General features: G+C 44.0%; 28 protein-coding genes. 12 read left to right on the top strand and 16 right to left on the bottom strand.

What is annotated here, in order from left to right; genetic code table 11:
- Positions 1-77: 77 nt before the first annotated feature.
- Positions 78-2051: a VIT domain-containing protein gene (locus ANME2D_RS08960; protein ID WP_048090797.1), complete on the top strand. Its 1974-nt coding sequence runs from the start codon at positions 78-80 to the stop codon at positions 2049-2051.
- Between the two features lie 10 nt (positions 2052-2061).
- Here the strand turns inward: ANME2D_RS08960 and ANME2D_RS08955 are convergent, their stop codons facing one another.
- From ANME2D_RS08955 to ANME2D_RS08920, 8 genes are all read right to left on the bottom strand, one after another.
- Complete coding sequence (locus tag ANME2D_RS08955; RefSeq protein ID WP_157834053.1) at positions 2062-3300, bottom strand: BatD family protein; 1239 nt, start codon at positions 3298-3300, stop codon at positions 2062-2064.
- A gap of 73 nt (positions 3301-3373) precedes the next feature.
- Positions 3374-3796 carry a nucleotidyltransferase domain-containing protein gene (locus tag ANME2D_RS08950; RefSeq protein ID WP_048090793.1) on the bottom strand — a complete coding sequence of 141 codons (423 nt, stop codon included), beginning with the start codon at positions 3794-3796 and terminating at the stop codon, positions 3374-3376.
- Positions 3793-4200 (bottom strand): type VII toxin-antitoxin system HepT family RNase toxin, encoded by a 408-nt coding sequence (hepT, locus tag ANME2D_RS08945; protein WP_052368748.1) that lies wholly within the window; start codon positions 4198-4200, stop codon positions 3793-3795. The genes ANME2D_RS08950 and hepT overlap by 4 nt, the downstream gene beginning before the upstream one ends.
- A 26-nt stretch (positions 4201-4226) precedes the next feature.
- Positions 4227-4730: a hypothetical protein gene (locus tag ANME2D_RS08940; protein WP_048090791.1), complete on the bottom strand. Its 504-nt coding sequence runs from the start codon at positions 4728-4730 to the stop codon at positions 4227-4229.
- Entirely contained in the window at positions 4727-5350 is a 624-nt protein-coding gene (locus ANME2D_RS08935; protein WP_048090789.1) for a Mov34/MPN/PAD-1 family protein, read from the bottom strand. The genes ANME2D_RS08940 and ANME2D_RS08935 overlap by 4 nt, the downstream gene beginning before the upstream one ends.
- Before the next feature lie 23 nt (positions 5351-5373).
- On the bottom strand, positions 5374-6111 hold the full coding sequence (locus ANME2D_RS08930) for a hypothetical protein (protein WP_048090788.1): 738 nt from the start codon (positions 6109-6111) through the stop codon (positions 5374-5376).
- Between the two features lie 112 nt (positions 6112-6223).
- Entirely contained in the window at positions 6224-8401 is a 2178-nt protein-coding gene (locus ANME2D_RS08925; protein ID WP_048090787.1) for a DUF2298 domain-containing protein, read from the bottom strand.
- Positions 8392-9051 (bottom strand): dolichyl-phosphate beta-glucosyltransferase, encoded by a 660-nt coding sequence (locus ANME2D_RS08920; RefSeq protein ID WP_241763348.1) that lies wholly within the window; start codon positions 9049-9051, stop codon positions 8392-8394. Before ANME2D_RS08920 ends, ANME2D_RS08925 begins: the two co-directional genes overlap by 10 nt.
- Between ANME2D_RS08920 and ANME2D_RS18680 the strand changes: the two genes are divergently transcribed.
- Positions 8987-9211 (top strand): hypothetical protein, encoded by a 225-nt coding sequence (locus ANME2D_RS18680; RefSeq protein WP_241763340.1) that lies wholly within the window; start codon positions 8987-8989, stop codon positions 9209-9211. The two genes, ANME2D_RS08920 and ANME2D_RS18680, sit on opposite strands and share 65 nt — an antisense overlap.
- Positions 9212-9278: 67 nt before the next feature.
- On the opposite strand, the gene ANME2D_RS08915 is transcribed toward ANME2D_RS18680, so the two are convergent.
- Positions 9279-9830, bottom strand: coding sequence for a putative zinc-binding protein (locus ANME2D_RS08915; protein ID WP_081810210.1), 552 nt, complete (start codon positions 9828-9830; stop codon positions 9279-9281).
- A gap of 179 nt (positions 9831-10009) precedes the next feature.
- Between ANME2D_RS08915 and ANME2D_RS08910 the strand changes: the two genes are divergently transcribed.
- The 3 genes from ANME2D_RS08910 to ANME2D_RS08900 all read left to right on the top strand — a co-directional run bounded on the left by ANME2D_RS08910 (position 10010) and on the right by ANME2D_RS08900 (position 11683).
- On the top strand, positions 10010-10372 hold the full coding sequence (locus tag ANME2D_RS08910) for an ArsR/SmtB family transcription factor (RefSeq protein ID WP_052368744.1): 363 nt from the start codon (positions 10010-10012) through the stop codon (positions 10370-10372).
- A gap of 329 nt (positions 10373-10701) precedes the next feature.
- A complete protein-coding gene (locus ANME2D_RS08905) occupies positions 10702-11289 on the top strand; it encodes a hypothetical protein (protein WP_206741773.1) in 588 nt (195 codons plus the stop codon).
- 16 nt (positions 11290-11305) lie between these two features.
- On the top strand, positions 11306-11683 hold the full coding sequence (locus ANME2D_RS08900) for a hypothetical protein (protein WP_048090779.1): 378 nt from the start codon (positions 11306-11308) through the stop codon (positions 11681-11683).
- A gap of 109 nt (positions 11684-11792) precedes the next feature.
- Here ANME2D_RS08900 and ANME2D_RS08895 read toward each other — a convergent pair whose 3' ends face one another.
- Positions 11793-12758 carry a patatin-like phospholipase family protein gene (locus tag ANME2D_RS08895; RefSeq protein WP_048090777.1) on the bottom strand — a complete coding sequence of 322 codons (966 nt, stop codon included), beginning with the start codon at positions 12756-12758 and terminating at the stop codon, positions 11793-11795.
- Between the two features lie 133 nt (positions 12759-12891).
- Between ANME2D_RS08895 and ANME2D_RS08890 the strand changes: the two genes are divergently transcribed.
- Positions 12892-13191: a ribonuclease P protein component 4 gene (locus ANME2D_RS08890; protein WP_048090776.1), complete on the top strand. Its 300-nt coding sequence runs from the start codon at positions 12892-12894 to the stop codon at positions 13189-13191.
- A gap of 10 nt (positions 13192-13201) precedes the next feature.
- Here the strand turns inward: ANME2D_RS08890 and ANME2D_RS08885 are convergent, their stop codons facing one another.
- Complete coding sequence (locus ANME2D_RS08885) at positions 13202-13423, bottom strand: hypothetical protein (RefSeq protein WP_048090775.1); 222 nt, start codon at positions 13421-13423, stop codon at positions 13202-13204.
- Between the two features lie 274 nt (positions 13424-13697).
- Between ANME2D_RS08885 and ANME2D_RS08880 the strand changes: the two genes are divergently transcribed.
- From ANME2D_RS08880 to ANME2D_RS08855, 6 genes are all read left to right on the top strand, one after another.
- A complete protein-coding gene (locus ANME2D_RS08880; RefSeq protein WP_048090773.1) occupies positions 13698-15053 on the top strand; it encodes a glutamate-5-semialdehyde dehydrogenase in 1356 nt (451 codons plus the stop codon).
- The gene (gene proB / locus ANME2D_RS08875) at positions 15054-16193 is read left to right on the top strand and encodes a glutamate 5-kinase (RefSeq protein WP_048090772.1); all 1140 of its coding nucleotides are present in this window, start codon (positions 15054-15056) and stop codon (positions 16191-16193) included.
- Between the two features lie 143 nt (positions 16194-16336).
- Positions 16337-17455 (top strand): 4Fe-4S dicluster domain-containing protein, encoded by a 1119-nt coding sequence (locus ANME2D_RS08870; RefSeq protein WP_081810223.1) that lies wholly within the window; start codon positions 16337-16339, stop codon positions 17453-17455.
- A complete protein-coding gene (locus ANME2D_RS08865) occupies positions 17445-18326 on the top strand; it encodes an FAD/NAD(P)-binding protein (protein WP_048090770.1) in 882 nt (293 codons plus the stop codon). The genes ANME2D_RS08870 and ANME2D_RS08865 overlap by 11 nt, the downstream gene beginning before the upstream one ends.
- Complete coding sequence (locus tag ANME2D_RS08860) at positions 18310-19077, top strand: NADH-quinone oxidoreductase subunit B family protein (RefSeq protein ID WP_048091116.1); 768 nt, start codon at positions 18310-18312, stop codon at positions 19075-19077. The genes ANME2D_RS08865 and ANME2D_RS08860 overlap by 17 nt, the downstream gene beginning before the upstream one ends.
- A complete protein-coding gene (locus tag ANME2D_RS08855) occupies positions 19058-20416 on the top strand; it encodes a Ni/Fe hydrogenase subunit alpha (protein WP_048090768.1) in 1359 nt (452 codons plus the stop codon). Before ANME2D_RS08860 ends, ANME2D_RS08855 begins: the two co-directional genes overlap by 20 nt.
- A gap of 13 nt (positions 20417-20429) precedes the next feature.
- Here ANME2D_RS08855 and ANME2D_RS08850 read toward each other — a convergent pair whose 3' ends face one another.
- The 5 genes from ANME2D_RS08850 to cbiT are packed head-to-tail and all read right to left on the bottom strand — an operon-like array spanning position 20430 to position 24472.
- A complete protein-coding gene (locus ANME2D_RS08850; protein WP_048090766.1) occupies positions 20430-21032 on the bottom strand; it encodes a precorrin-8X methylmutase in 603 nt (200 codons plus the stop codon).
- Positions 21022-21789: a precorrin-3B C(17)-methyltransferase gene (gene cobJ / locus ANME2D_RS08845; protein WP_048090765.1), complete on the bottom strand. Its 768-nt coding sequence runs from the start codon at positions 21787-21789 to the stop codon at positions 21022-21024. Before cobJ ends, ANME2D_RS08850 begins: the two co-directional genes overlap by 11 nt.
- Positions 21764-22633, bottom strand: a complete 870-nt coding sequence (gene cbiG, locus ANME2D_RS08840; protein WP_048090764.1) for a cobalt-precorrin 5A hydrolase — start codon at positions 22631-22633, stop codon at positions 21764-21766. Before cbiG ends, cobJ begins: the two co-directional genes overlap by 26 nt.
- Complete coding sequence (locus ANME2D_RS18910; RefSeq protein WP_320408815.1) at positions 22626-23957, bottom strand: cobalt-factor II C(20)-methyltransferase; 1332 nt, start codon at positions 23955-23957, stop codon at positions 22626-22628. The genes cbiG and ANME2D_RS18910 overlap by 8 nt, the downstream gene beginning before the upstream one ends.
- Complete coding sequence (gene cbiT, locus ANME2D_RS08830; protein ID WP_048090763.1) at positions 23951-24472, bottom strand: precorrin-6Y C5,15-methyltransferase (decarboxylating) subunit CbiT; 522 nt, start codon at positions 24470-24472, stop codon at positions 23951-23953. Before cbiT ends, ANME2D_RS18910 begins: the two co-directional genes overlap by 7 nt.
- Between the last annotated feature and the right edge of the window lie 4 nt (positions 24473-24476).

The following is a 24476-nucleotide window of genomic DNA, read 5'->3' as shown; positions in this document are numbered from 1 at the left end:
CGACCACAAGATTAATTAACGTTTAAATCTTTCTTTATAAAAATTAAATAACGGGTATGTAATCATGGTGTATATAAATGCAAAGAGCAATCATTATCTGTCTTGTTTTACTGGCATTTAGCCAGGGAGCAGCAGCACAGCCTGTTGTGGATTATTTACATATTAATGCTGATGTGAACAACGGCTATGCTATTACTACTGTGGAAGAAAAACTGAGCAATCAGCTTGATACCGCTTTTGAGGATGAGTTTAGGTTCTTGATTCCAGATGAGGCTTTTATATCAGGTTTCTCTCTTATCATTGATGGCAAGGAATACAGGGCAGATGTGCTTCCAAAGAAAGAGGCAGAGGAGAGATTTGAGGAGGCAGCCTCAAAAGGCAGATCAGCCGGGCTTCTTGAAACTAAAAAGAAAAACCTGTTCTCCTATTCACTGAACTTTGCACCAGGCCAGAGCATCATTGTTCGCTTAAGATACGAGCAGGCAGTGAAAAAGACTCTGGGTGAGTACGAGTATGTGCTGTTCCTGCGCAATACAGACCAGGCTCACAGCGTGAGCGACCTCTCCGTGAACCTGAGCATTATATCCATTAATGAGATCACTACTCTTGAGACCCCGGGTTTTACAGGAGCAAATGTGAAATACCTCTCAACCACCAGAGGTCAGGTAACATACAGCGCTGATGCACTCCCAGATAAGGACCTTACTATTGTATACACTACCAATAATCCACCTCTGAACGGCGATATGCTCTTCTACAGTACGGAAGGTCAGGGCTACCTGATGCACGTATTCTCTCCATCAGAGGCTGATCTTGGTACCACGGCCATGAGCAAGGACATTGTTTTTGTGATCGATAAATCAGGCTCAATGGGTGGCGACAAGATAGCACAGGTGAAGAGGGTATTCACCAGCATTATTTCCGATCTTCCACCCGATGATTATTTCAATGTGATATTCTTTGACTCATCAACACGGGCGTATTCGAGCACGCTCATGGAGGCAAATACAAAGAATAAAGCAGATGCGGCAAACTTTATAAATAACCTGGATGCCAGAGGTGGTACGAACATCAATCAGGCCCTGCTGGATGCGCTGGGCATGTTCGCAGATGAGAGTGAGCGGGTTCTTATAATCGTGTTTCTCACCGATGGGGAACCTACCGATGGAATTACCTCTCCCTATGTGATCCGAAAGAACATAAGAGATGCCAACAGGGCAGAGGTATCAATATTCACCATTGCCTTCGGTATTGAAAATGAGGGCAACTATGATTTCCTCAAGGCGCTGAGCCTGGAGAATTATGGCAAAGCACAGCGGTTTTATCTTGAAGGGAAAGTCGAGGAGGAGATAAGCGGGTTCTACAATACCATATCTACCCCACTGATCACGGATATGAAGTTCACCTATAATGCTGTCTCGGATATCGTAAACACAGGCCAGAACAATCTGTTTGCTGGCTCAGATGCCATTGTACTGGGAAAATACAGCCCGGGTACAACCATGATAACCTCAAATATTACAGCAACCACACGTACAGGAAGCCGCAATTTTAGGAATTCGTTTAACGCGGTCTCAAAACCAGAGAACGACTTTATTCCCAGGCTCTGGGCATACACTACTATCAGAAAGCTGATGGACAGGATGGATGTGGAAGGTGAGACAGAGGCACTGGTATCAGCGGTTACCGATATCTCCCTGAAATTCAAGTTCGTAACACCATATACATCGCTTTTCGTGGAGGTGCCTGTGAACAATGTCAGTACCGCATCAACATCCGCAGATACAAAGGCCGGGGAAGTCAGTGGAGCTCCAAATGCGCCTAAATATGTATCAGTAACAGCAGCAGCAACAGCAGCAAAAGCACCATCAGGAATACCATTCTCAGGAAACTCAAGGCCAGCAGGAGCCCCTGCTCAGGAGGATTATCAGCCGGTGGATTATCAACCAGACTCACCCCAGAACCAACCAGCACAGCCTGGCTTTGGGGTCGTATTAGCCATAACTGGATTGCTTGCCATCAAATACCTGGCACTGCGCAGACGCAAATAAAATCAATGCATTACCATTTTTTGATTATATATAGCACCAGTAATCCTATGACCGCAAGCAGTGCTTCAAAGCCAGGTATCCAGTTCCTGTATGTCGTGTCTGTGGGCGCTGGCTGCTCTGCATTTGCCCTTACATTGATAGGAAGCCTGAGCGTATAATCCTCGGAGTGCTCACTATCCCCATCAAAGTAGTACACGATTCTTCCCAGCACCTCGAACTCGCCGACCTGATTTGATCTTATCCTGACCTCGATGTTCCTTCCTTTGCCGGGCGGGATCTCATACGTGGTCGTGAACTGGCCTGAGCCTGACTGGACGAACTCTGATGAGGTAACGCTCATTCCTGAAGGTGGGAGAATGATGACCTGAACATGCATAATGGGCTTTGTAATCAGGTTAACAGCCGAAAGCTTGAGCAACACATCCTCTCCGAGCACAACATCTGTTTTCTCACCGTGTAACTGCACGCTTGCGTTAGAGATCTGTGTGAACACGGGTTTGTCTGATGGTACAACGATAACTGCGGAGTTATTGGATTTGCTGATATGGGGATATCCATCCCTATTATAATACGAAACTTCTGCCGGCTCAAGATTGAAAGTACCGGTCTCAGGGGGCTGTATAATATACTGAAAGCTCCTTGTGTCTTTTGGTTTCAGTACATCGTAGTTTTTATCAGGTTTACCGCTTACCAGAGTAAAACCGGCTGGAATGGGATCTGATACCGTGATATTTTTGAGTTCAGCAGTTCCTGTATTCTTTAATGTTATGGTTACAGTTGCGGCCTGTCCCAGTTCTATAGACCGGGGAGAAAGGGATTTTGTCAGGGATATTGTATCCAGCCTGTATATTTCTACTTTTAAATAACCTGCATTGTTATCGTACTCTCCTCTTTCGCCTGTGGTATAGCTATCGTATATACTGAACCTGATCTTTTTGCCACTGCCAGTCAAGTAGAATGTGTATGTATGGTTGTTGACGTCACTGATATCAGCGTTAAGCCGCTCCCCATCAAATTCAATGGAATTAAACGGCTGATTATATTTTCGACCTGCGCCCATGCGGTACTGCGCATCAGCATAACCCCAGTCAGTGCCTACTTTAAATTGATATACACCAGAGACAACGATCCTGTACTCTGAACCCTTCTCAAGAACCAAGGATGAGTTCACAGAGGAGCCTGTATCCCTGGGCCCGAATGCAGGAACGCTGAATGTGTCCAGTGCTCCATCGTCTGCTGAGGCAGGCATAATGAGAAAGAATGCGGCCAGCAGTAGAAATATATTAAATTTTTTTATCGTTTTGGCTCTCCTCCCTTTTATTTTAAACCCGATATCTCCTTGGTGAACGTCTGTATCTCTCAAGTGCCATGATTTTTTCTTTTGTGCTCTGAAATTGATTCTCTTTAAATCTGTATTTCATATCATTCCAGAGTTTTCTAAAATTATAAAAATATTCAGAGATATCGAGCCTATTCCCAAAAACTACTTCATAGTTCTGAATGAGAGAGGCTTTTATATGTAGAGGAAGAAGCTCGAATATTTTTATATCATAGGTAGCTGGCGCCTTCCCCAAAATTTCCTTCCAGATCTCCATGCATCTGTTCCTGTCTTTCTCTCTTGTTATCACTGCAATATCGATATCTGAGCGTTTATCTGCTCTCTTGCTTGCATACGAGCCAAAAACAACTACCTCGTGGTCCTTCATAAAAGACAGGTCGGTTCTGATATCCTGGAGATTTTTCATATTAATTCACCCTCAATTATCTCAACAAAAATTTGGAGAGTTTCTTTAATTATTTCAAGATTCTGTAATATCAGTTCAGTATTAACACCCCCGTATTTATGTACAATGGCATTTCTCATACCATTCAGTCTTTTAAGTTCTTCTGCAAGCTCTGCACCGATTACCTTTTTTTCTTTAAGAGTTTCGATATTATCATAATCGTCACCCACCTCGATTCCAATATCTCTCACCAGCATAGCAGCCAGATCCATTGCAGCTTCAATGCTGGTCTGCACTCTGTACAGCACTCCATCTATCTCAAGCTCATCCAGCACAGCAGTATTATCAGGAAGTGAATACATCTTCTCAAGAATATATCCAATCTTGGAATGGTATCGACTTTTCCTATCTTCATTCAATTCCATATATACACCACTAATTTATCCTGGACTCATAATATTAGCTCCTCTAGCATATTTAACACTGTATTCAGCGGCATCCCTGTTTCCTTTGCTATCTCTGCCGGCGAGCATCTTACAGGTTCCTCCTCTCTTTTTTTAAGCCGCTCCATCACGGCCTCTCTTGGCGTTGTGAAGTAGTAGCTGTAACCAACCTTAAATTTTCCTAGAACCCCTTTACTCACTAAAGAGTTTAAAGCTGCCGATGCATGTGTCCTGTACTTCAGGCTTGGGAACTCATGCCCGATTTTCTTTGCTACTTCCTGGGTTGTAACAGGTCTTTTAGCCTCAACCACGAATCGTCTGACAGCATCCTCAGCGTCTGTCAATTCAACTTTAACATCAATCGCAAGTAATTGATTTCTTATCTCAGCAAGCCTTGTCACAAAGATATTCCTTTTTCTATCGTCCACAAGCATACCTGCAATGATCTCTGCTATTTCTTCACCCTGTTCATCCAGCTCAAGCAGTGCTGTTAGTTTTTCAATACTGCTCATATCGATACCTCAAATGGCTTGGAATTTTCATCGAAAAATGCAACCTCATGTGTTCTGGTGATGCTGCTCCATTTTATCCTGTTGCCTGCGATTTTCACAGGTTGGGTTCTTGGTCCTGGCGATTCATTGCTGACAGCATGAACAGCAAAAATTACATCTGCAGCAGGGATGAGTTCCCTGAGCTTTCCTGCAATATGGATCATGCTTTTTTTATCCTGCTCTGATAATTCGGCTGCAGCATCTGGGTGGGTATGCACAGCCACGATTATCTCTGGTGCATCAGGTCTTTCTTTAATTATATGCTCAGCCATTTTCTCCGCTGCTGTGGATATCCTGTCGGGTGCAGCATGCGCCACAACTTCGCTTGATGAGAATTTGTGAAGCATATCCGGGAGATTTGCTTTTGAACCTGTCAGTGCATATACTATTTCAACATCGGATTGACCGGGTCTGAACACAGACTCCACTCTGATCTCCATCTGATTTATCATGGAGGATGAAAGGAGGACACCCCCGGTCGAGGCAGCGAACTCCTTTTTTATCTCTTCTTTAGGTCTTTCTTTTTTTAACTTTATTGTGACCTTGCCGTTTCCTCCAATACTTACTTTGATTTTTTTCATTTTATTACACTTGTTTTTACTTTTTACTGCTCTATATTTACCTCGGTTTTTGGCGGCCTTCTCCCGAGTGCGAAGATCAGACCAATCCCGCCCAGTATTACTGCTGCCAGGATGATCCAGGTATAGGGTATCTCCTGTCCAGTAACCGAAAACTGCTGTGGATTGCTCGGTACCGGATCGTTTGGATTTGAGGATGGCTCATAGACCTTGAAGGGATGTGTGAGCGATATCGGGTTGTATGCATCTTTGTTATCTCCAGGCCAGTATAACCCACTGAAATGCGCAGAGAAATCACCCGTTTTCTCGGCTTTAATGGTTATATAAATAGTGCGCGCCTTGCCTGGCGGGACATCGAACGTTCCATACACAGTTCCCGCTGCTCCCGCTTCCCCGAAACCCTGACCATAGACATGTATCCCTGCAGGAACACTGATGCGTGCATCCACGTTTAACACAACATCGTTCAAAGAGGGATTATCCATGTATAGCTCAATTAGCCCATCTGAGGTTTTGTTTATCACATCGTTCACCGGTCTTAACTTAACCGTTGGCCCTACTCTGAATTTTGCCTCTTTAACATCTGTGGGCAAAGCCGTTGGCGAAGCCGTTGGTGTGGTCACATTTGGGGTTGATGTTGCATTTGCTGTAGGCGTCCCTGTAGCATTTGTTTGATTCCCCTCGGCTACAGCAATCGGTATAGCTACAATAAAGATGCTTAATATACAGAGCATCAGTAATGCTCTTTTAATCGACTGTTCCATTATTTTCCTCCTACTCTGTACACAGTAATGCTGATTCAATACTTAATCTTTTGTTTGTGTACAAACTATTGATGTACAGAGCCTTACATATTTATATATCTTTTGGTTTAATTTAACTTATTACCTTGTAAACAACAACATCCCCGTACTCGAACACCCTCTCAAAGCGTTCAGGATGGGAATCAAACAACTGCGGGCTGTATATCTTTGCTTCAACCTCTCCAAAATAGATATATGACACATTGTATTTCTTTAAAAGCGCATCAACCTCTTCTAAATTAGAAGATGTGTACATCTTATTCGCATCAAACCAGCGCTCATCTATATCTTTTCTGTATGGGAATCTCCAGTTAAGTTCATGCCCCGCCCATCCAATCACTGTAGGAAGGCCGGTAAATGCAGTTACAGAGGTATTCCACGTATATAAATCTGCACGCGCCTGTAGAACCACTGGCTGCCCGGTTATATTCCTGAACCACAGTATAGCAGCGTAATCCTGGGGGTGCTGTCTTTTTACATATGCTTCGCCGTCAAGCGTGGGTTCACCCCCGAAGGCACCTGATTTTCCTATCGTTGCAAAAACAGGATATATAGACACCATTACTATCAGGACTGCAGCAGCAATACCCCATGCCCTCTTTTGAGTAAAATAATTCTCAAACCTGGATAATATAGCTCCTGCTGCAACCCCCCATAGGACCCAGTTCTGAAGGTAGAGTTTAAATACAGTATTTAAACGGACATAAGCAGGATTTCCGCTCATGGCATCCCTGATATAAAAAAACTCACAGAATAAAGATATAAGAACACCTGTTGCTATCAGTATAAGAATAAAAATGTGGCTCCTGTCCTTTTCTTTAATCATCGAGATCACTGACAGAATAAGCAGCGGTATGAGCAGGATCAGTAATTCAAACTCAAAGATACCCGGGTTCACATCTTTATCCAGAACAAATAATTTAAACTCTATGATAGATATCACTACAACTGCTGAAAGCAGAATAAGAGAGATCACGAAATACCCCGGTCTCAGGTTGTGTTTCCTGGATCTCAGGATAACAAAGCTGTATAGCAGGTACAGGAACAACCCATAGATAGCAAGATAAAATATCAGCGATGTTCTTCCCGAAGGAACAATAGAGATTGCCTTATCAACCTTGTACGAGGCATGATACGGGAGATACAACAGATAGCTAAGTGCCGCTGTTGTGCCTGCTGCAAAGGCCAGTGTTGCAAGATCTCTTCCTGATGCTGAAAAAAGCGATTGTCCTCTTGATATGAAAAAATGAGTGACCATGACAGAGACAGCAAGAAATAGATATACGGGATAATCCCATGTATTCAGAGGATACAGGAAACCGATGGACAACCCCAGTATAAGTATTGAGGGTATATACTGCCTGCCCTGCATCCCGGATCTCATTACATTCAATAGAAGGACTATAATAAGAAGCTGGAAAGTAATTGAGATCATGTGGGCATGGACATCGCCGTGAAGAAAGCTGAAGAAAGGGAACTCATTGATAGTATATGGTATCACACGCGAGCCGGTCCAGTAATTGAATGATAGAATGCTGTTTATGCCGCCTCTTTGTATGAACAGGATATCCATCAGTTGAAAGAAACCCGCAAGATTTCCTGCTACTGCTACAAAAAAAGCTGTAATGACTCCGTATCTCATTTTCTCAGTAAGGTTATACCCGATACCGAATGCAGAGGTTAAAGAGAGAGCAAAGAATGAGGCAGTTGCAAGGTTAAATGCTATTGAGGGCAGGATACCTGTTATTTTTATCAGATTGGCCACTATCAGATATCCGAAATAGTAGTAGTACATGGCTATTCCTGACATCCATGGATCATAGGGCGGGAATTCAGTTGTCCTGAGAAGGCTGTTTATGAATGTCATATCCATGAGCTTCTCACCTCCTGTCCAGTAAATATCAGGGCTGTATGCACGGATAACCGCAAAGATCACAAACGCGAAGAGAAATAGTGCCTCAAATTTAAGTACGTAATTCCTGTCAAGAGTGAGGCCCTCTCTTAAGTAGATGATAAGCGAGCATGCTGCTATGATCCCCATAGAGAATATGATTGAGAGGTACGAATAACCTGCAAAGATAGAGATGATCCAGCTTATATATGTGAGGAGCAATAATCCCAGGGGCCTGGAGATGGAGTATCCATGATCCCTCAGGTTGCGGCAGATATATGACGTGATAGGAAGGGTGATAAAGCCGATTAATCCTAATGCCAGCCACCATACAGCGATATCAAGCAGAGCTAATCCCATAGGAATTCATACCATAGCCTGAATATCTGTGAACCCATTCCAATTACATCCCTTTTCAGGTCAACCTTTGTGGTGCCTCCGTGCCTCCACTCTACAGGGAATTCTCTTACTGAAAAACCTGCGCGCTGTGCCCTGACAAGTAATTCCGTATCCCAGAACCAGTGGGTATCCTTAACCTTATCCAGAAGCCCAAGAAGAGAATCCCGCTTAAATGATTTGAAACCGCACTGGTGGTCATATAGCCTTGAGCCCAGCATCAGCCTGGTCAGGAAATTAAAACCCCTGCTTGCAAACCCTCTATTAAAAGGCCTCTCTACATTGCTTTGCGGAAGCATTCTTGAGCCTGTGGCAACATCATAACCATCACGAATCGACTGGATCAACTCCTTCAGGTGCTTCATATCTGTTGCAAGGTCAACATCGATATACCCGAGGATCTCTCCCTTCGATGCCCTGAAGGCACGGTCAAGAGCCCGTCCCCTCCCCTGCCTTTCCTGGGAGTGCAGATGCATCACGTAATCATATTTTTTTGTAAGAGCCTGGCAGACCCTGTCTGTTCCGTCTGTACTTCCATCTTCTGCGATTATGATCTCAAAGGAGGGAGTGGTCTCACGAAGCGCTGCTGCTGTTCGCTCAACTGTACTCTCTATCCTTGCGGCTTCATTGTATGCAGGTAAGATAATCGAGACCTCTACTATATTGATCCCTCCTTTATTCTTGCACAGAAGCTACATATATGCCGTCTTCATCCTGCTCTATGACTGCAGTGAATTCCCGTCTCATATTGATTTATCACATTTCCAATTTTAATTAATTATGTATACTCTGCTTCTTATTTCTCTTTTTTTGGTTTAAATAGTTGCTTGAGCTACATAAATTAATTTCCACAGCAGCTAGATTTTATTCTTTTGTCTGGTATGCATGTCGATTCTTTCTTTGATACCTTCTCTCCTACCAGTGCTGAGTTTTTGATATGCTCCCTGGCTACGGTCTCGGCTACTATATTAGCACATTCTCTGAGTTCTTCCTCTGATACTTCATCTATCCCAAAAGGAAGAGAAGATTCGTATAAAGTATCAGCCTGGATTATTTCAGGTTGAAGGCTGGGCAATACGCCCTTCATCATCCTTGAGGAACAGGATATAAAGCATCCCTCTATAGCAATAGTCTTGTTTGCTCTCCTGACAAGATTTCTTTGTCCGGTATCTTTTGTAAAGGCGCTGCCCAGACAGATACGAACAGTATTTTCTCGTGCGAGTTGATGTGCCACGAGATTTGCTGCTATTCTTGCAACTTCACCTTTAGCGCATGCTCCCTCACATGCCATAACTGCAATCTTGGGTGGATTTATAGAGTGCTTTTCTGCATATTTTTCGCATGCCGGGCAGGATTTCTCTTCCTTTTCGATTTTGATTGTTTCATGGTTCATATTTTACCTCCCTGATAGGATAATTTGTATCATGATTTTAAGTTATATTAACCATAGAACTGCATATCAAAAAAAACTGAAATTAAACGATAACCTTTTAAGTAAATTATACAGAAACTACTGGCAATCCAGGAGGTTATTACAAAAATATTTATTATACGAGGACACTCTGCTTTACCATGCGACAGGTTCGGTGTTGCCCTGCTGATTGTGCAGTAAAAAGTGACTGGGAAGAAGAGCTTAAAACAGAAACGGATTTTTTAAAAACTGCTAAATTTCGCGAAGCAAGTACTATATTAAGAGTTTTGAGCCATCCTTCGAGGTTACAAATAGTAATGTTACTTTTAAACAGAGATCATTGTGTCTGTGAATTAGTTAACATATTAAAAGAGAGACAAAATCTGATTTCATATAATCTGGGTATATTAAAAAAATATAAGGTGATAGATTCCTACAACCGTTCTAAAAATAAATTCTATAAATTGAATGATAATGCGATTGGTATAATCAGGTTAATTAAAGAGAATCTAATTGATAAATAATATATACTTTTTATAGTTGTTCATAGCAATCCAACTTTTTAATTTCAGATATTCTAAAGGATACACACAACCCCTATCGTTGCAGTCACATACCTTGTTTTGAAAAACGGACATCCCTGCGCGGGTGCATGAGGGGGTTCTATCGCTTACAAATATGCTCGAAATTACGGCTACCGTCGCGACCATTAATCAATCTCAGACTTTACACGACTCTACATACACGACTCAATACTGAAAAATATATATACTATTAATAAATCTTATGTGGAACTATCCATCTGGTTGGATTTTAAAAAACGAGACAGATATATTAAGTAAACTCAAATATTTTGGATGTGGTACAGATGTCATGTCATGGAAATCATGAGTGTATATTTGAAGAAAATCGTAAGACTGAATATACCATAAAAAAAGATAATGAACCGCATGAGATTCAGGACTGGTATATTCAGTGTACATTCACTAATCAAGATAAAAGACCGGATAGTATCAGAACAAACAGACGGCCTGCTACTGGAGGAGAATATGTATACGAGTGCCAGGATGTCCAAACATTTAAAAATTATGAACAAACGTGGGGCCATTATTGCATTAGGGCATACAAAGCTGTAAAAAAACACTCAGCCTGGTTTTACATAGGCTGGGGGCTAGTAGTAGTAGGAGCAGTAGTTCTGACTGTAGCTACTTTCGGGGCGGGAGGAGTAATAATAAAGCTTGGTGCATTGGCTGCCGGGATTATAGCCACTATCGGTAGCGCGGCTATAGGAGCAGGTGTGAGCATAGTGGTAGGTATTCCAGATGATTATGAACGTGGTGAGCCAAAAGGTACTGTTTACCGTCAAGATTCTCCTATTGATGATTGGCGGCATATAAATGATGAAGAACAAATCTTGAGGCCATGGCATCCGTGCGAATAAGAAGAGGTGAATGATAATGGAACCTTATGCTTTCTCTGTGCTTGAATATAAATTTGCTCGCGACCCGGAAACGGGCAGAAGAGCTTTCCTTATTAAGTACTTCTCGCCAAGCGTGCCAATCACTCCAAAAACCCGCGATATACCCATTGAAATCCAGGTCTTTGAAGCAACTCTTAACATACGCACTGTTATAGGCTATTTGCTTCTTCTTGTATTGGGTCCTGTCGCTTCAGGGCTAAGCCTTGCAGCAGGTCAACCAGTTCTAAGCCTGACCTTTTTCTTACTTGGCCTTGGTATCGGCTCTATTCTGATCAAAACATATCCAGGTTTATTTAAAAAGGGAAAATATCTGAAAACACTGACTAGCGTCATACCATCGTCTCCTCAGAGGTGAGTTCACAGGGTCGCCCGATCTCCACATGCTTCGGGGCGCGCCGTCCCCATCAGGGGGATGCGGGCTTGTCCTGCACCTCTGGCGAATGTACAATAATTGACAATCAAGCTCAGTAATGTGCCAAAAAGTCCTCAGCCTGCTTTTCACCGTAAGCCATCATATAACGTATGAACTGCGGACTGCGATCCAGCTTTGATGCTATATCCAGATTCCCATCAGGCGTCCCGATCCATCTCACATCAATATGCTTATATTTGTTATCTGGAAGGTATCCGGCTTCTACCCACTTATTGACCGCTTCTATAAAATCTATCTCCTGATATAGCGAGAGATTGCCGGCAAGCTCATTGCGCCTATCAACTATCTCTTCAACTGATTTTGGCTCATAGAGTCGATTTTGCGGATTTATTTGTATTACCCATATTTCATCAGGTTTTGTGTGGATCTCATCTCCTATAAAATCCCGTACAGGAGGATTCTGTGAAAACAGGCCATCCCAGTACACTTTACTGTCGATGTTCACTGCCCTTAAAAAAGTCGGTATTGCGGCTGAAGCAAGAATCGCATCAGCACCGATCTCAGCGTTCTGGAAAACCTTGAATTTACCAGAAAGAACATCAACAGCCCCAACAAACAGGTCAGGACATGAAGGATTTGAATCCACGAGCATCTTTATTTTGTTAAATTCAACATGCTTCTCCAGCACACCCTTCATATATTCCTGTGCCCAGGGAGGATAATAATACGGACTGATTTCAAGCGTGGGAACAACACCATTCATCCGGGATGTCCAGACAACCCACCAGTTCAAAAGCATATCCTGAAATGAATTCGCCGAAAGATCTGTCCAGAAAGAATCAAGAAGCCTGATTGATTTATCCTTATCATTAGTTAACAGGCCATACCAGGCCAGCATAGCGCAGATAGCACCACCGGATGTGCCACTTAGAGATGTGATCTCATACTGTTTTTTATTTTCTTTCAGGATTCTTTTCAGTACTCCTGCAGTGAAGGCTGTATGACTCCCACCACCCTGGCACGCTATAGCAATGCTTCTATTATCATTTTCTCCCATAATTTATTTACCCCCTTACCTTAATATATGCTACTTCTGCTTTTAAATTGTTTTGCTTTTTTCAGTTATGTTGATTATATTAAAGCCCTCTCACTTCCCACACCTATTTGTAATTCACCGCCCATTAACCCCCATGCGCAAGAAACAGAAAGGATGGGCAAAGGACATGGCACAGCAGCGTATAATCCGGCTTTTTGAGCTTGCAGATCATGAGTTCAAAGCCCACCCTGAACGCAGCAACCGTTATGTACAACTGGCAAGGCGTATTGCCATGAGATACCGTGTCAGAATCCCGCAGGAGTTAAAACAAAAAGTCTGCAAACACTGCCATGCATATCTAGTCCAGGGTGTAACTGCACGCACAAGGCTTCAGGACACCCACATAACTACGACATGCCTGGTTTGCGGAGAACAGATGAGGCGGCCGTATTAGGGTAAGGATATCACGAATCTATTTCAGCATCCTGACCGATTACCTTGCGCTCAGATGTGGCATCCACAACATTTTCTTTAAGAATTTTGCTCTTTGCCTCGTTGAACTTCTGCTGCCACATGCTTATCTGCTCTATTGCAAACTTTGCCCCAACATGTGGAGTAAGCCTCTGAAATTCTTTGTCTATATCGTTCAGTAATGATCTGATTTTATCTTCAATCTTTTCTCCCATATTCTTTGCCTCCTGTATCTGACCTGAGATATCAAATATAGAAATTGTGCCCTCCTCACAGTCTTTTTATCTAGTTTATGCAAGAGTCAGACACAACGTAATTCCCACTTCTTTAAGCCCACAACGTGAACAAAAGTTGTATAGCTACGAATCTATTTAAAGCCTTCGAATTCATCATCCGTGGAACTTTTCCAGCGATCACTATAATCAAAACCCATATCTATAAGAAATAAAATGATATAACTCCATATTACATATCAGGTGGTTATCAATCATGCCCCAAGATATCATAACCAAAGTAAAAACTGCAAAATCAGCCTCCATCCCTCTTGCCAGTGTGCCAGGTCATGTTAAGAACAGAGCCCTCACAGCAATGGCATCTGCTTTAGATTCAAACAGGGAAGGAATTATCTTTGCAAATAAAAGAGACCTTGTAGCAGCACAGAGACTTGTTGAAACCGGCAGACTCTCAAAAGCGCTTGTTAAAAGGCTGAAGGTGGACGATTCCAAGATCGATGAGATGATAGCAGGAATCAACGATGTCATTAAGTTCGAAGACCCTGTTGGGAAGACACTTTCTGCCCTTGAACTCGATACCGGGCTTGAACTGTACCAGGTAAGCTGTCCTATCGGATTGATAGGCGTGATCTTCGAATCCCGCCCTGATGTCGTTCCACAGATAATGGCGCTGTGCCTTAAGAGCGGCAATGCCACCATCTTCAAAGGCGGAAGCGAGGCAGCCTATTCCAACAGGACTATTTTCGATATACTGGTGAATGCAATTGAGAGCACAGAGGGTATGCCTCACGGCGCATTTGCGCTCATGGAGACAAGGGAAGAGGTCAACGAGATGCTGAAGCTCGATGAGTACATAAACCTCATCATTCCCAGGGGTTCAAATGAGTTCGTAAAATATATCCAGGATAATACGCGGATACCTGTGCTTGGCCACTCTGATGGGATATGCCATGTGTATGTCGACAGTGAGGCCGATATGAACAGGGCGATCGATGTATGCTATGATGCCAAAGTACAGTATCCTGCTGTATGCAATGCCATGGAGACATTACTTGTGCATAAGGATATCGCAGAAAAATTCCTGCCCGATGTCGGTAAAAAGTACAATGAGGCTGGAGTAGAACTTCGATGCGATAACCGCTCATTCTCTATTTTGAAAGAAATGGGATTCCTGAAAGCTGTACTTCATGCCACTGAGGAGGACTGGAGGACTGAGTATAACGATCTGATCCTCTCCATCAGGGTTGTGGATTCACTGGATGAGGGTATAGACCATATCAATAGATACGGTTCCCATCACACGGATGCCATTGTGACAGAGGATAAGAGTAATGCCTCAAGATTCATTGATCTTGTGGACTCATCCAGCGTGATGTGGAACGCATCCACCCGGTTCTCGGATGGTTACAGGTATGGAAAGGGTGCTGAGGTTGGCATCAGTACAAACAAGATCCATGCCCGCGGCCCTGTGGGGATGGAAGGACTTCTGATATACAAGTATGTGCTTTTAGGGGGCGGGAACAGAGTTGCTGACTATGCAGGAGCAAACGCAAGAAAATTCACACACAGAAAACTGAATGTAAACCTTGCTGATAAAATGGCCAGGGATTGAATGGATTCCATCCAGACTATTGACAGGAAAGAGCTCCTCAGGGATATAGAAAGGATCGTACTGAAGATAGGGACCTCATCCCTGACAAGAGAAGATGGCAGTTTTAACCGGGGGTTAACAGAGGACATAGCAAACCAGGTAGCAAAACTCAGGGAACTTGGAAAGACGGTGATCATCATAAGCTCAGGCGCTATCGGAATAGGATGCGAGGAGCTAAAAATGGCCTCACGTCCGCGTGAGATCCCGCTTCGCCAGGCCGCTGCTGCTGTCGGTCAGAATATCCTGATGCAGGAATGGATGGCGGCATTCAAAAAACATGACCTGAAGGTCGCCCAGATACTGCTTACCTACGAGGCCTTCTCAAACAGGATGACGTATCTTAATCTTCGCAACAGCATCTCTGCGCTTCTGGAGGCAGGGGTGGTTCCTGTGGTCAACGAGAACGATCCGATCTGCGTGCACGAGATAGAGGCGACGTTCGGGGATAATGATAAACTCTCTGCAATGGTGGCAAGCAAGGTCGAGGCTGAGCTTCTGATCCTCTTATCCGATATCGATGGGCTGTACGATAAAAATCCCAAGAAAAATGAAGATGCAAGGCTTATAAGCACCATAGAAAAGATCACGCCTGAAATAGAGAGCTACGGCGGAAATCCCACAAGTATGAAAGGCGTTGGCGGGATGAGGACAAAGATAGAGGCTGCCAAGATAACATCAATATCAGGATGCCATATGGTGATTGCCAACAGCGCTGTTAGTGATGCGGTTATCAGGATCATGTATGGCGAGGACATAGGGACGCTCTTCCTTGCCCGGAATGGAAAGTACAGGAACAGGATTCGCTGGATAATCCTGTCAAAAGCATCAGGAAAGCTCATGGTAGATAGAGGAGCAGAAGAGGCCATAAAGAGGAGCATGGGGCTTTTGCCCTCAGGGATTATAGAAGTCACAGGGAGTTTTGACAGGGGGGATATCATAGAGATCGAGAGCGAAGATGGGGTTTTTGCAAAAGGAATCACGGATTATACCTCATCCGAGTTGAATAAGATCAAAGGGAAACACTCAGATATGATCGAGAAGGTGCTCGGATACAAGAATTACGATGAGGTCGTAAGGAAGACGAATATAGGATTATTGTGATTCAAACGCGGATACCGGCAATCCACGTTCTCCTGTTATCCTGCCAGATTAGCGGATGGTCTCCCGTGAAAAGAAAACAAAGTCTTAAATAGTAGCGTTTCTTAACTAACTGTACACCGGGGTTCACTTCAGGGGGAATGAAAGTGAAATATGCCATTTTGGAAAAGCAGGATTTATACAGATGGGTTGAGTATTTGAAGATAAAGGCAAGACTTTATGCGCCTAAAAAGAAAGAAAATCTTTTCGTATTCGGTCCGGTTAAAAACGCGGATGAAATTTGTCTTGATTATATACCCACGATACTTCCTCCCAAAAAATATTATTTTCCCCAGAAGGAAAAGCTGCTTGAATTCAGTATCAAACCTTTCAAGTCAGAAAAGGCAATTAAGGAATTTGAGGAATACATTCTTTTTGGCGTGCATACCTGTGATATAGCCGGTATTCAATGTTTGGATGTAGTATTCAGAGAATATCCAGAGGACCCAAATTACTTAAACCGAAAAGAAAAAATGACGATAATAGGCATAGAGTGCTTTAAATATTGCGATAAATATGCAAATTGCACTTCAATGGGTAATAATGTGCCCAGGGGCGGTTATGATTTAATGATGGTAGATTTAGGCCAGAATTTTATAATTCACATTAATTCTGAAAAAGGCGAAAGGTTAGTTGTGGAATTGGACTATATAAAAGAAGCAAAACCGCAGGATCTGGCTAAACTTGAGAACTTCAGAAATGAGAAGAAAAAGATGTTCAGGGAAGAGTTAAATGCGCCGCTGCCTGAAGTTTATAAGGCTTTTTCTGAATATGAATCCTTCCATTCTGAGGTCTGGAACGATGTGGGAAGAAGGTGCGTTGCCTGCGGGAATTGCACTGCGGTATGCCCGACGTGTTATTGTTTTGATATTGTAGATGAGCTGGAGTTGACACTAAATGATGGACTGAGGTATCGCATCTGGAATTACTGCCAGATGGATGATTTTGCTAAGGTGGCTACAGGTGAAGACTTTCGCAAGGGCAGGAATTCAAGGCAGAGGCACAGGTATTACAGGAAGTTCAAATATCCAGTGGATAAATATAACAGGTATTTTTGTATAGGATGCGGCAGGTGCTCAAGGACGTGTATGGCTGATATTATCCTTATTGAAACAGTGGATTCCATCGTTGATCCGGCAAATGCCCAGAATTATAAAGGTTTGATCAAAAATATGCCAGAAGTTTGTCAGATAACACAGGACACAGGAGCTTGCGATGATAGATAAGGCGATACTTCTGGAAAAGATGAAGACTTCTCCGTATAAGCCGATGAAGGCCAGAATTATTGAGGCAAAGATGGTAACGGAGAACGAAAAATTCTTCAAGATCGAGCTTGAAGGTAAAATTAACCTCTCCCATGAGCCGGGACAATTCGTTATGGTTTCTATTTTCGGCTTCGGGGAAGCGCCTATATCGGTCTGTTCCTCTCCCACAGATAAAGGTTTTTTTGATCTGACTGTCAGGAATGTGGGGATGTTGACGAACGCATTGCATAAATTAAACGAGGGCGACATAGTCGGCATACGCGGACCGTTTGGCAGAGGTTTTCCAGTTGATAATATGTTCGGTTATGATATTGTCATCGTTGCTGGCGGCCTTGGTATCGTGCCGCTGCGGTCTTTGATAAGGTACATTATGCATAACAGGAATGATTTTGGAGATGTACAGATACTCCTTGGCTGCAGGACTCCCAGAGAATTTTTATTCAAAGAAGAAACAAAAGAATGGATGAGGCGCACAGAGATAAAATTTAAGTGTACAGTTGACAGGGCAGATCCAGACTGGAAAGGTAATGTCGGTCTTGTTACTTCTTTAATCCCGGGTGTGGATATTAATCCAGTTAAGACATATGCGGTTGTGGTCGGGCCGCCAGTAATGTATAAATTCGTTATTTTAAAACTCCTTGAAAAGGCAATCCCTGATCATCAGATTATCGTTTCTCTTGAGAGAAGGATGCGCTGCGGTCTTGGCAAGTGTGGTCATTGTCAGATTGAGGGGATTTATGTCTGCCAGAGCGGGCCGGTTTTTAATTACGCTCAATTGAAGGATTTTAGAGGTGAATGTCATGAAGGAGAGTGTTATGAAAAAAAGATCTAAGCCAAAAGTGGCTTTTTTTGATTTTACTGATTGCGAGGGCTGCCAGCTTCAGATTACAAATATGGGGGATACTCTTCTTGAATTAACGGAACTTTTTGATATAGTGAATTTCAGGGAAATAATGTCTGAGAAATCCGATGATTATGATATAGCTGTAGTAGAAGGCAGTATCTCCACCGACAATGATATCAAGCGCATAAAAGGTATCAGAGAAAGAGCAAAAATTCTGGTTGCTTTTGGTTCTTGCGCTACTATTGCAGGTGTCAACGGTATAAAAAACCGCGCTCCTCTTGAACTTGCCAGGCAAAGAGTCTATGGTGATAAGGCTGATACTGTAAACACAATTAAAGCAATGCCTCTGGATGAGGTGGTGAAAGTTGATTATTATATTTTAAATTGTCCTCCATATGTTCCGGAAATAATAGCTGTTTTTAAAAGCATACTCATAGGCAAGCCGTATCCGCTTCCCAATTATGCAGTTTGTGTGGAGTGCAAAATGAATGAAAATGTCTGCCGCTACGAGAAGGACGAGGAATGCATGGGGCCTGTAACAAGGGCCGGCTGCAATTCATGGTGCATTAATAACGGCAACAGGTGTTATGCATGCCGCGGTCTTGTAGAGAATCCTGCAGCAGACGGCGCAAAAGATATATTTTTAAAATATGGGTTTAAAGCAGAGGATATATTAAAGCACTTCACTTTATATAACGATCCGCAGGGGGAGAAGAAATATGACCGGGAATTCAAATAATACAGACTCCAGAGATATAAAAGTTGATATCCATTATTTAACCCGCGTGGAAGGGCATGGCAATATTGTTGTTGATGTTAAAGAGGGAAAACTTACCAGATGCGAATTCCAGGTTATAGAATCGCCGCGTTTTTTTGAATCTATGCTCGTTGACCGCTGTATCTGGGAGGCACAGCATCTGACCAGTCGTATCTGCGGAATCTGCGCCTGCGCCCACAGTTTAGCCAGTATCAAGGCAGCAGAGGACGCTCTGGGAATAAAGCCTTCTGAGGAGGTCATCAGTTTGAGAAAGCTGCTTTTACATACTGAAATGATGGATAGCCATATCCTTCATGTTTATTTTCTGGTAGTACCTGATCTTTTAGGAGTAAAAAGTGTTATGCAGCTCATTAAGACGCACAAACCTCTGGTTGAGATGGCTCTCAGGATGAAAAGGATGAGCGATTATGCAGGAGAGGTTCTGGCAGGCAGGCATATCCATCCGATAAGTTATGTCATAGGGGGCCTGACCCAGATGCCTTCAAAGAAAGGCCTGGAAAAATTATATAAGTTGATGCTTGAGGCGAGGCGTGATGGTGATGAAACGGTGAAGATAATCAAGGCATTAAAATTTCCTGAATTTAACCGGCCTACGCAATATATGTCGCTTACCAGCGAAGAGGAATATGCTTTTTATGATGGAGATTTGATTATCAACGGTGGACGCCGCACAAAGATAAGGGATTACAAAAAACTTCTCACAGAAAAAGTGCTTGATTATTCGACAGCAAAAATATCTACCATTGATAATAAACCTTATACGGTCGGTGCGATCTCCAGATTTAATAATAATTATGATAAACTGAACAAAAAAGCAAAAGAAGTTGCAAAAGAACTGGGCTTAAAACCACCATGCCATAATCCTTATTTAAACACTGCCATACAGCTTGTGGAATGGGTACATTGTCTGGAGGAATCAATTAAAATGATGGAGAAGATTTTGAAAAACGGCCTGAAGGAAGAAAAGATAGTGGTTGCATCCTGGCCGAAGAGGAGCCAGATCAACACGCTTAAGTTCATGCCTGATACAGGGACAGGCTGTGTTGAGGCTCCACGGGGCTCTTTATTCCATCAATATTCAATAGATGATACCGCTCATATAACTGCGGCAGACTGCGTTATTCCCACAAATCAAAATATAGGCAATTTAGAAGAGGACATGCGTAAAATTGTGCCGGAATTATTGGGCACGCATACGCAGGAGCAAATTACGCTGGATTTAGAGATGCTTGCGCGCGCATATGACCCCTGCATTTCATGCGCTACCCATGTTTTAGATGTAAAATTTGTTAACGCTTAATATCCATAAAAAATCAAAACTCCACAAGCTCATTCACCACGGCCACGGCCACAGGCGTTCCCCCCCTTGTCCCGATGCAGGTGATGGATGGCACATCAAGTCCCCTCACACGCTCCTTGGACTCGGCAGCATTCACGAACCCGACAGGTGTGGCTACAAGCAGCGCGGGTCTTAGCCCTTGCTCGATCATCCCGCATACCGTCATCGCTGCAGAAGGTGCGTTCCCGATTACGATTATGGCTCCATCAAGCTCATGCTCCAGGGCCATGAACCCTGCTGATGTCCTGGTCATGCCTGTTCTCCGGGCTATTTCATCTCCAGAATCAAGCACGCACCTCACTCTACAGTTGTGCCCGCGCTTTGTTATACCTACCTGCGCCATTTTAATATCAGTGAATATTGTTACACCTTCCCTGATTGCCTTTATTCCTGCTTCTATCGGGTTATTGCTGAACCTCATAAGATCAGCAAACGCGGGGTCACCTGTAGCTATAACGCATCTCTGCCTTATCCTGTCCTCTGGTGTGTCGCCCCCTACGATACTGCGCACTATCATCCTGCTTTTTTTACTTATCTCCTGCGCTTCCCTGGTGTGTGCACCAAGATCAGTATTCATATTTCCTCTGGTATCCTCTTGGCGTTATTATCCTGTTCCTGCTATCCCACAGCCTTGATTCGCTGTTCCCGATAAGCACTATCGTGCTCATATCAACCACATCGTTGTACTCCATGATTTTCCCGATGGTCGTGGCAATAACAGTCTCACCCTCCCGTGTTGCGTTTTTCACGATTCCAGCCGGTGTGTCCTCGCTCCTGTACTCTCGTATGATCTCTATCGCCCATCCGAAATTCTGCCTGCGGCTTTTGCTCTTCGGGTTATAAATAGCAATCACAAAATCAGCCTGAGCCGCGCTCTTAAGCCTGCGCTCGATCAAATCTATCGGCGTGAGAAGATCGCTCAGGCTTACTGCTGCAAAATCGGACACTACAGGCGCACCCAGAAGCGAAGCAGCAGCGCTCAGCGCGGTCACGCCCGGGATCACCTCGATCTCTATATCGCTCTCCTTCTCTGCCACCTCAAACACGATACCTGCCATCCCGTACACATTTGCATCTCCCCCGCTTATTATTGAGACAACATGGTCCCTTGAGAGAAAAACCGCCCTCCTGGCTCGCTCAACCTCTCCTCCCATCCCGCTTCTTATGATCTTCGCATTTTTAATTACATCGGCGATCTGGTCAAGATACGTGCCATTACCTATAACATATTCAGATTCAAGCAGCGCATCTTTAGCCTTTTTTGTAAGATGCTCGATCGAACCCGGCCCTATGCCGACGATGTACAGTTTACCTTGCAAGCGCGATTGTGACATTTCCGTATTTCCTCTTTTTAAGCAGCAGTTTTTTTTCTTCAGATACTGCAAGCGCGGCAGGTTCACATACCCCGTTCAACCCCAGGGATTTTGCCTTTGAGAGCGTTGGTGCCCTGATCGAGTTGATGAGCTCATGTGAGACAAACCTGAGTTCCTTACCAGATACTGCTGCTGCATCGATAATACCCTGCTCATTCTCTTTAATGGCTGCGGATGCAAAGCATCTCACATCATCCATGCTTGCATTAATCTCAGCCAATCCGCTCCTTACAGCCTCAATTACCTCATCTTTGCTGACACCGCGGTTAGCACCAATCCCGACGACAAGCCCGTATCTTTTAAGAACAGCGACATCATCATCAACAAGCACGATCTTTGGACCTTTTATATACAGGGATTCAACATCCTTATGCAGCAGTGCCGTATTCACCTCTCTTGTGGAGTCCCTGTTCACTATCCTGCAGCCAAGCTCTTTTGCAATACCCTCAACCGATTCCACTCCGGCTGCCTCAGTAGCAGTCGTTATCACAGGGATTATCCCCAGGCATGATAGCTTTTTTGCCAGATCATTCCCCCCGTGGTGCCCGCCCAGTATGGGCACAGCGAAATTCGATCCCGAATCCACCACAACAACTGCAGGGTCCTCCCATTTACCACGTATGAGAGGAGCTATATTCCTTACCGCTATTCCTGCTGCCATTATGGCTATTATTGAGTTATACTTAAGCGCCTGCTTGAATGCGTCGTTTGAGTATATCAGAATATCACCTCCCATGAACTCCTGTATCCTTCTTGCAACGCCAAGGTTACGCTGAAAAGTGATGATAGCCAGTTCATCATCCATACAGGTGCGACCTCCTGTAGTTCTCAGGCGAGAGCACATTCCCTATTATAATCATTGCCGATCTATCAATCCCCAGAGCTTCGACCTTATCGGCAATATCGCCAACCGTGCCAAGGATCATCTTCTCATCATCCCATGATGCATGGTACACCACAGCAGCAGGCGTATCCTCTGGATATGTCACCTGATCCGTGATCTCCCTTATCTTATGGGTACCAAGGTATATGGCCATGGTGGCATTATGGCGTGAGAGCTCACGCAGCGAATCCTTCTCAAGCGTCACACCGGCAGGCCGTGTGATTATCAGGGTCTCTGTTATCCCGTTTAATGTTAATTGCGCTTTAAGCGCGGCTGCTGCGGCAAAAAGCGATGTCACACCAGGTATGATCTCTATATCTATCCCGCGTTTTTTCAGGCCGTCGATCTGCTCTATGATCGCCCCGTACAGTGAGGGGTCACCGCTGTGCAGCCTGATAACCGTCTTCCCTTCTTCTGCGTTCTTTGCAAGAGCATCCACAATATCCTCAAGTTTCATACCATGACTGTCGATCCTATCGCCCTGCGCATAATTCAGAACCTCAGGGTTCACAAGCGAACCTGTGTACATTACAAGATCGGCTGATTCAAGGAGTTCGCGCCCCCTTACTGTGATGTATTTAGGATTACCCGGACCTGCCCCCACAAAATACACAACCTTTCTGGCTTCTTTGCCTCTCTTTCTCCTGTCTCTCGTTGCGACCAGGATGCTGAAATAATCTCCATCCTGCGGGATCTCGTGCGTTACCTTCTCGTTTTCCATGAACAGCCGCTCTGCATAAATAAACTCATCAAAGCCCTCTTTTATTAATTCCTCTTTTGTTTTTTCAGGGTGTTTTGTCTTCAGGATTATTTTTGTCCTGACAGGCGAGCCGTCGCTTACGATGAATGAGCCTTCAATGCCTGTATTCGTTCTGGCTGCCTGGGCGGTTATTGAGCTCACCCCTGGAATCGTTGTAATCTCGATATCAGGGTATTTTTCGTGAATAGTCTTTCTAAGATGGGAAAACGTCGAGAAAAAGTTTGGGTCGCCGATCACAGCAAAAGAGACCACACCCATCCTTGCCTCATCTGCCACTATCCCTGCGTTTTTCTCCCAGAGCTTTAAGAGTTCTTCCCTGTCATGGATCATAGGAAAATCAAGGATCTCGGCACTGGCATAGGGTGCGACAAGCCGGGCAGCCATTTTTCCTGGAACGAACACCTTCCTGCTGTTCTTAAGGGCTTTTATTGCTCCCAGCGTCAGGAGATCAGGACTGCCTGGCCCAAGACCTACTCCGATTAACATGAGCCACCCACGATCAGGAACACTGCATTTTCAGGTTTTAGCATAGTACCTCCTGCAAGCGCATTCCCTCTTGATATCTGTATCTGTAATAATTCCTTGAACCTGTCATTTCTTTTAGTTATCTCAAGCACCAGTGCTGCTGTCTCAAGCCTCACTGCACTGACCGCGAACCTGGGAACTTTTCTCATCACTACATCAAGGATCTGCTCTATATTCTTACTTCCCCCCACGAATGCGCAGTCAGCATCCATATCATCAAGCAGCTCTGCTGCCTCACCCTTTATCACGTTGATGTTGGTTATGCCGCACTCTTTTATATTATCGATTGTAGCACGAACAGCCTCATCCCTGCTATCAATGGCGTACACGTGCTTTACCAGCCGCGCAGCGCTTATAGATACTGAGCCGCTCCCGCAACCGATATCCAGAAATACATCATCAGGTGTAAGATTGAGCTTTGATAGAGCTACAGCGATGATCTCTGGCTGTGTGGGTGTGCCACCTGGATATCTCATTGGT

Source organism: Candidatus Methanoperedens nitratireducens (assembly GCF_000685155.1).
Taxonomy (GTDB): Archaea; Halobacteriota; Methanosarcinia; order Methanosarcinales; family Methanoperedenaceae; genus Methanoperedens; species Methanoperedens nitratireducens.
Note: the sequence above shows the minus strand (reverse complement) of the source record. Positions and strands in the feature narration are given on the sequence as shown.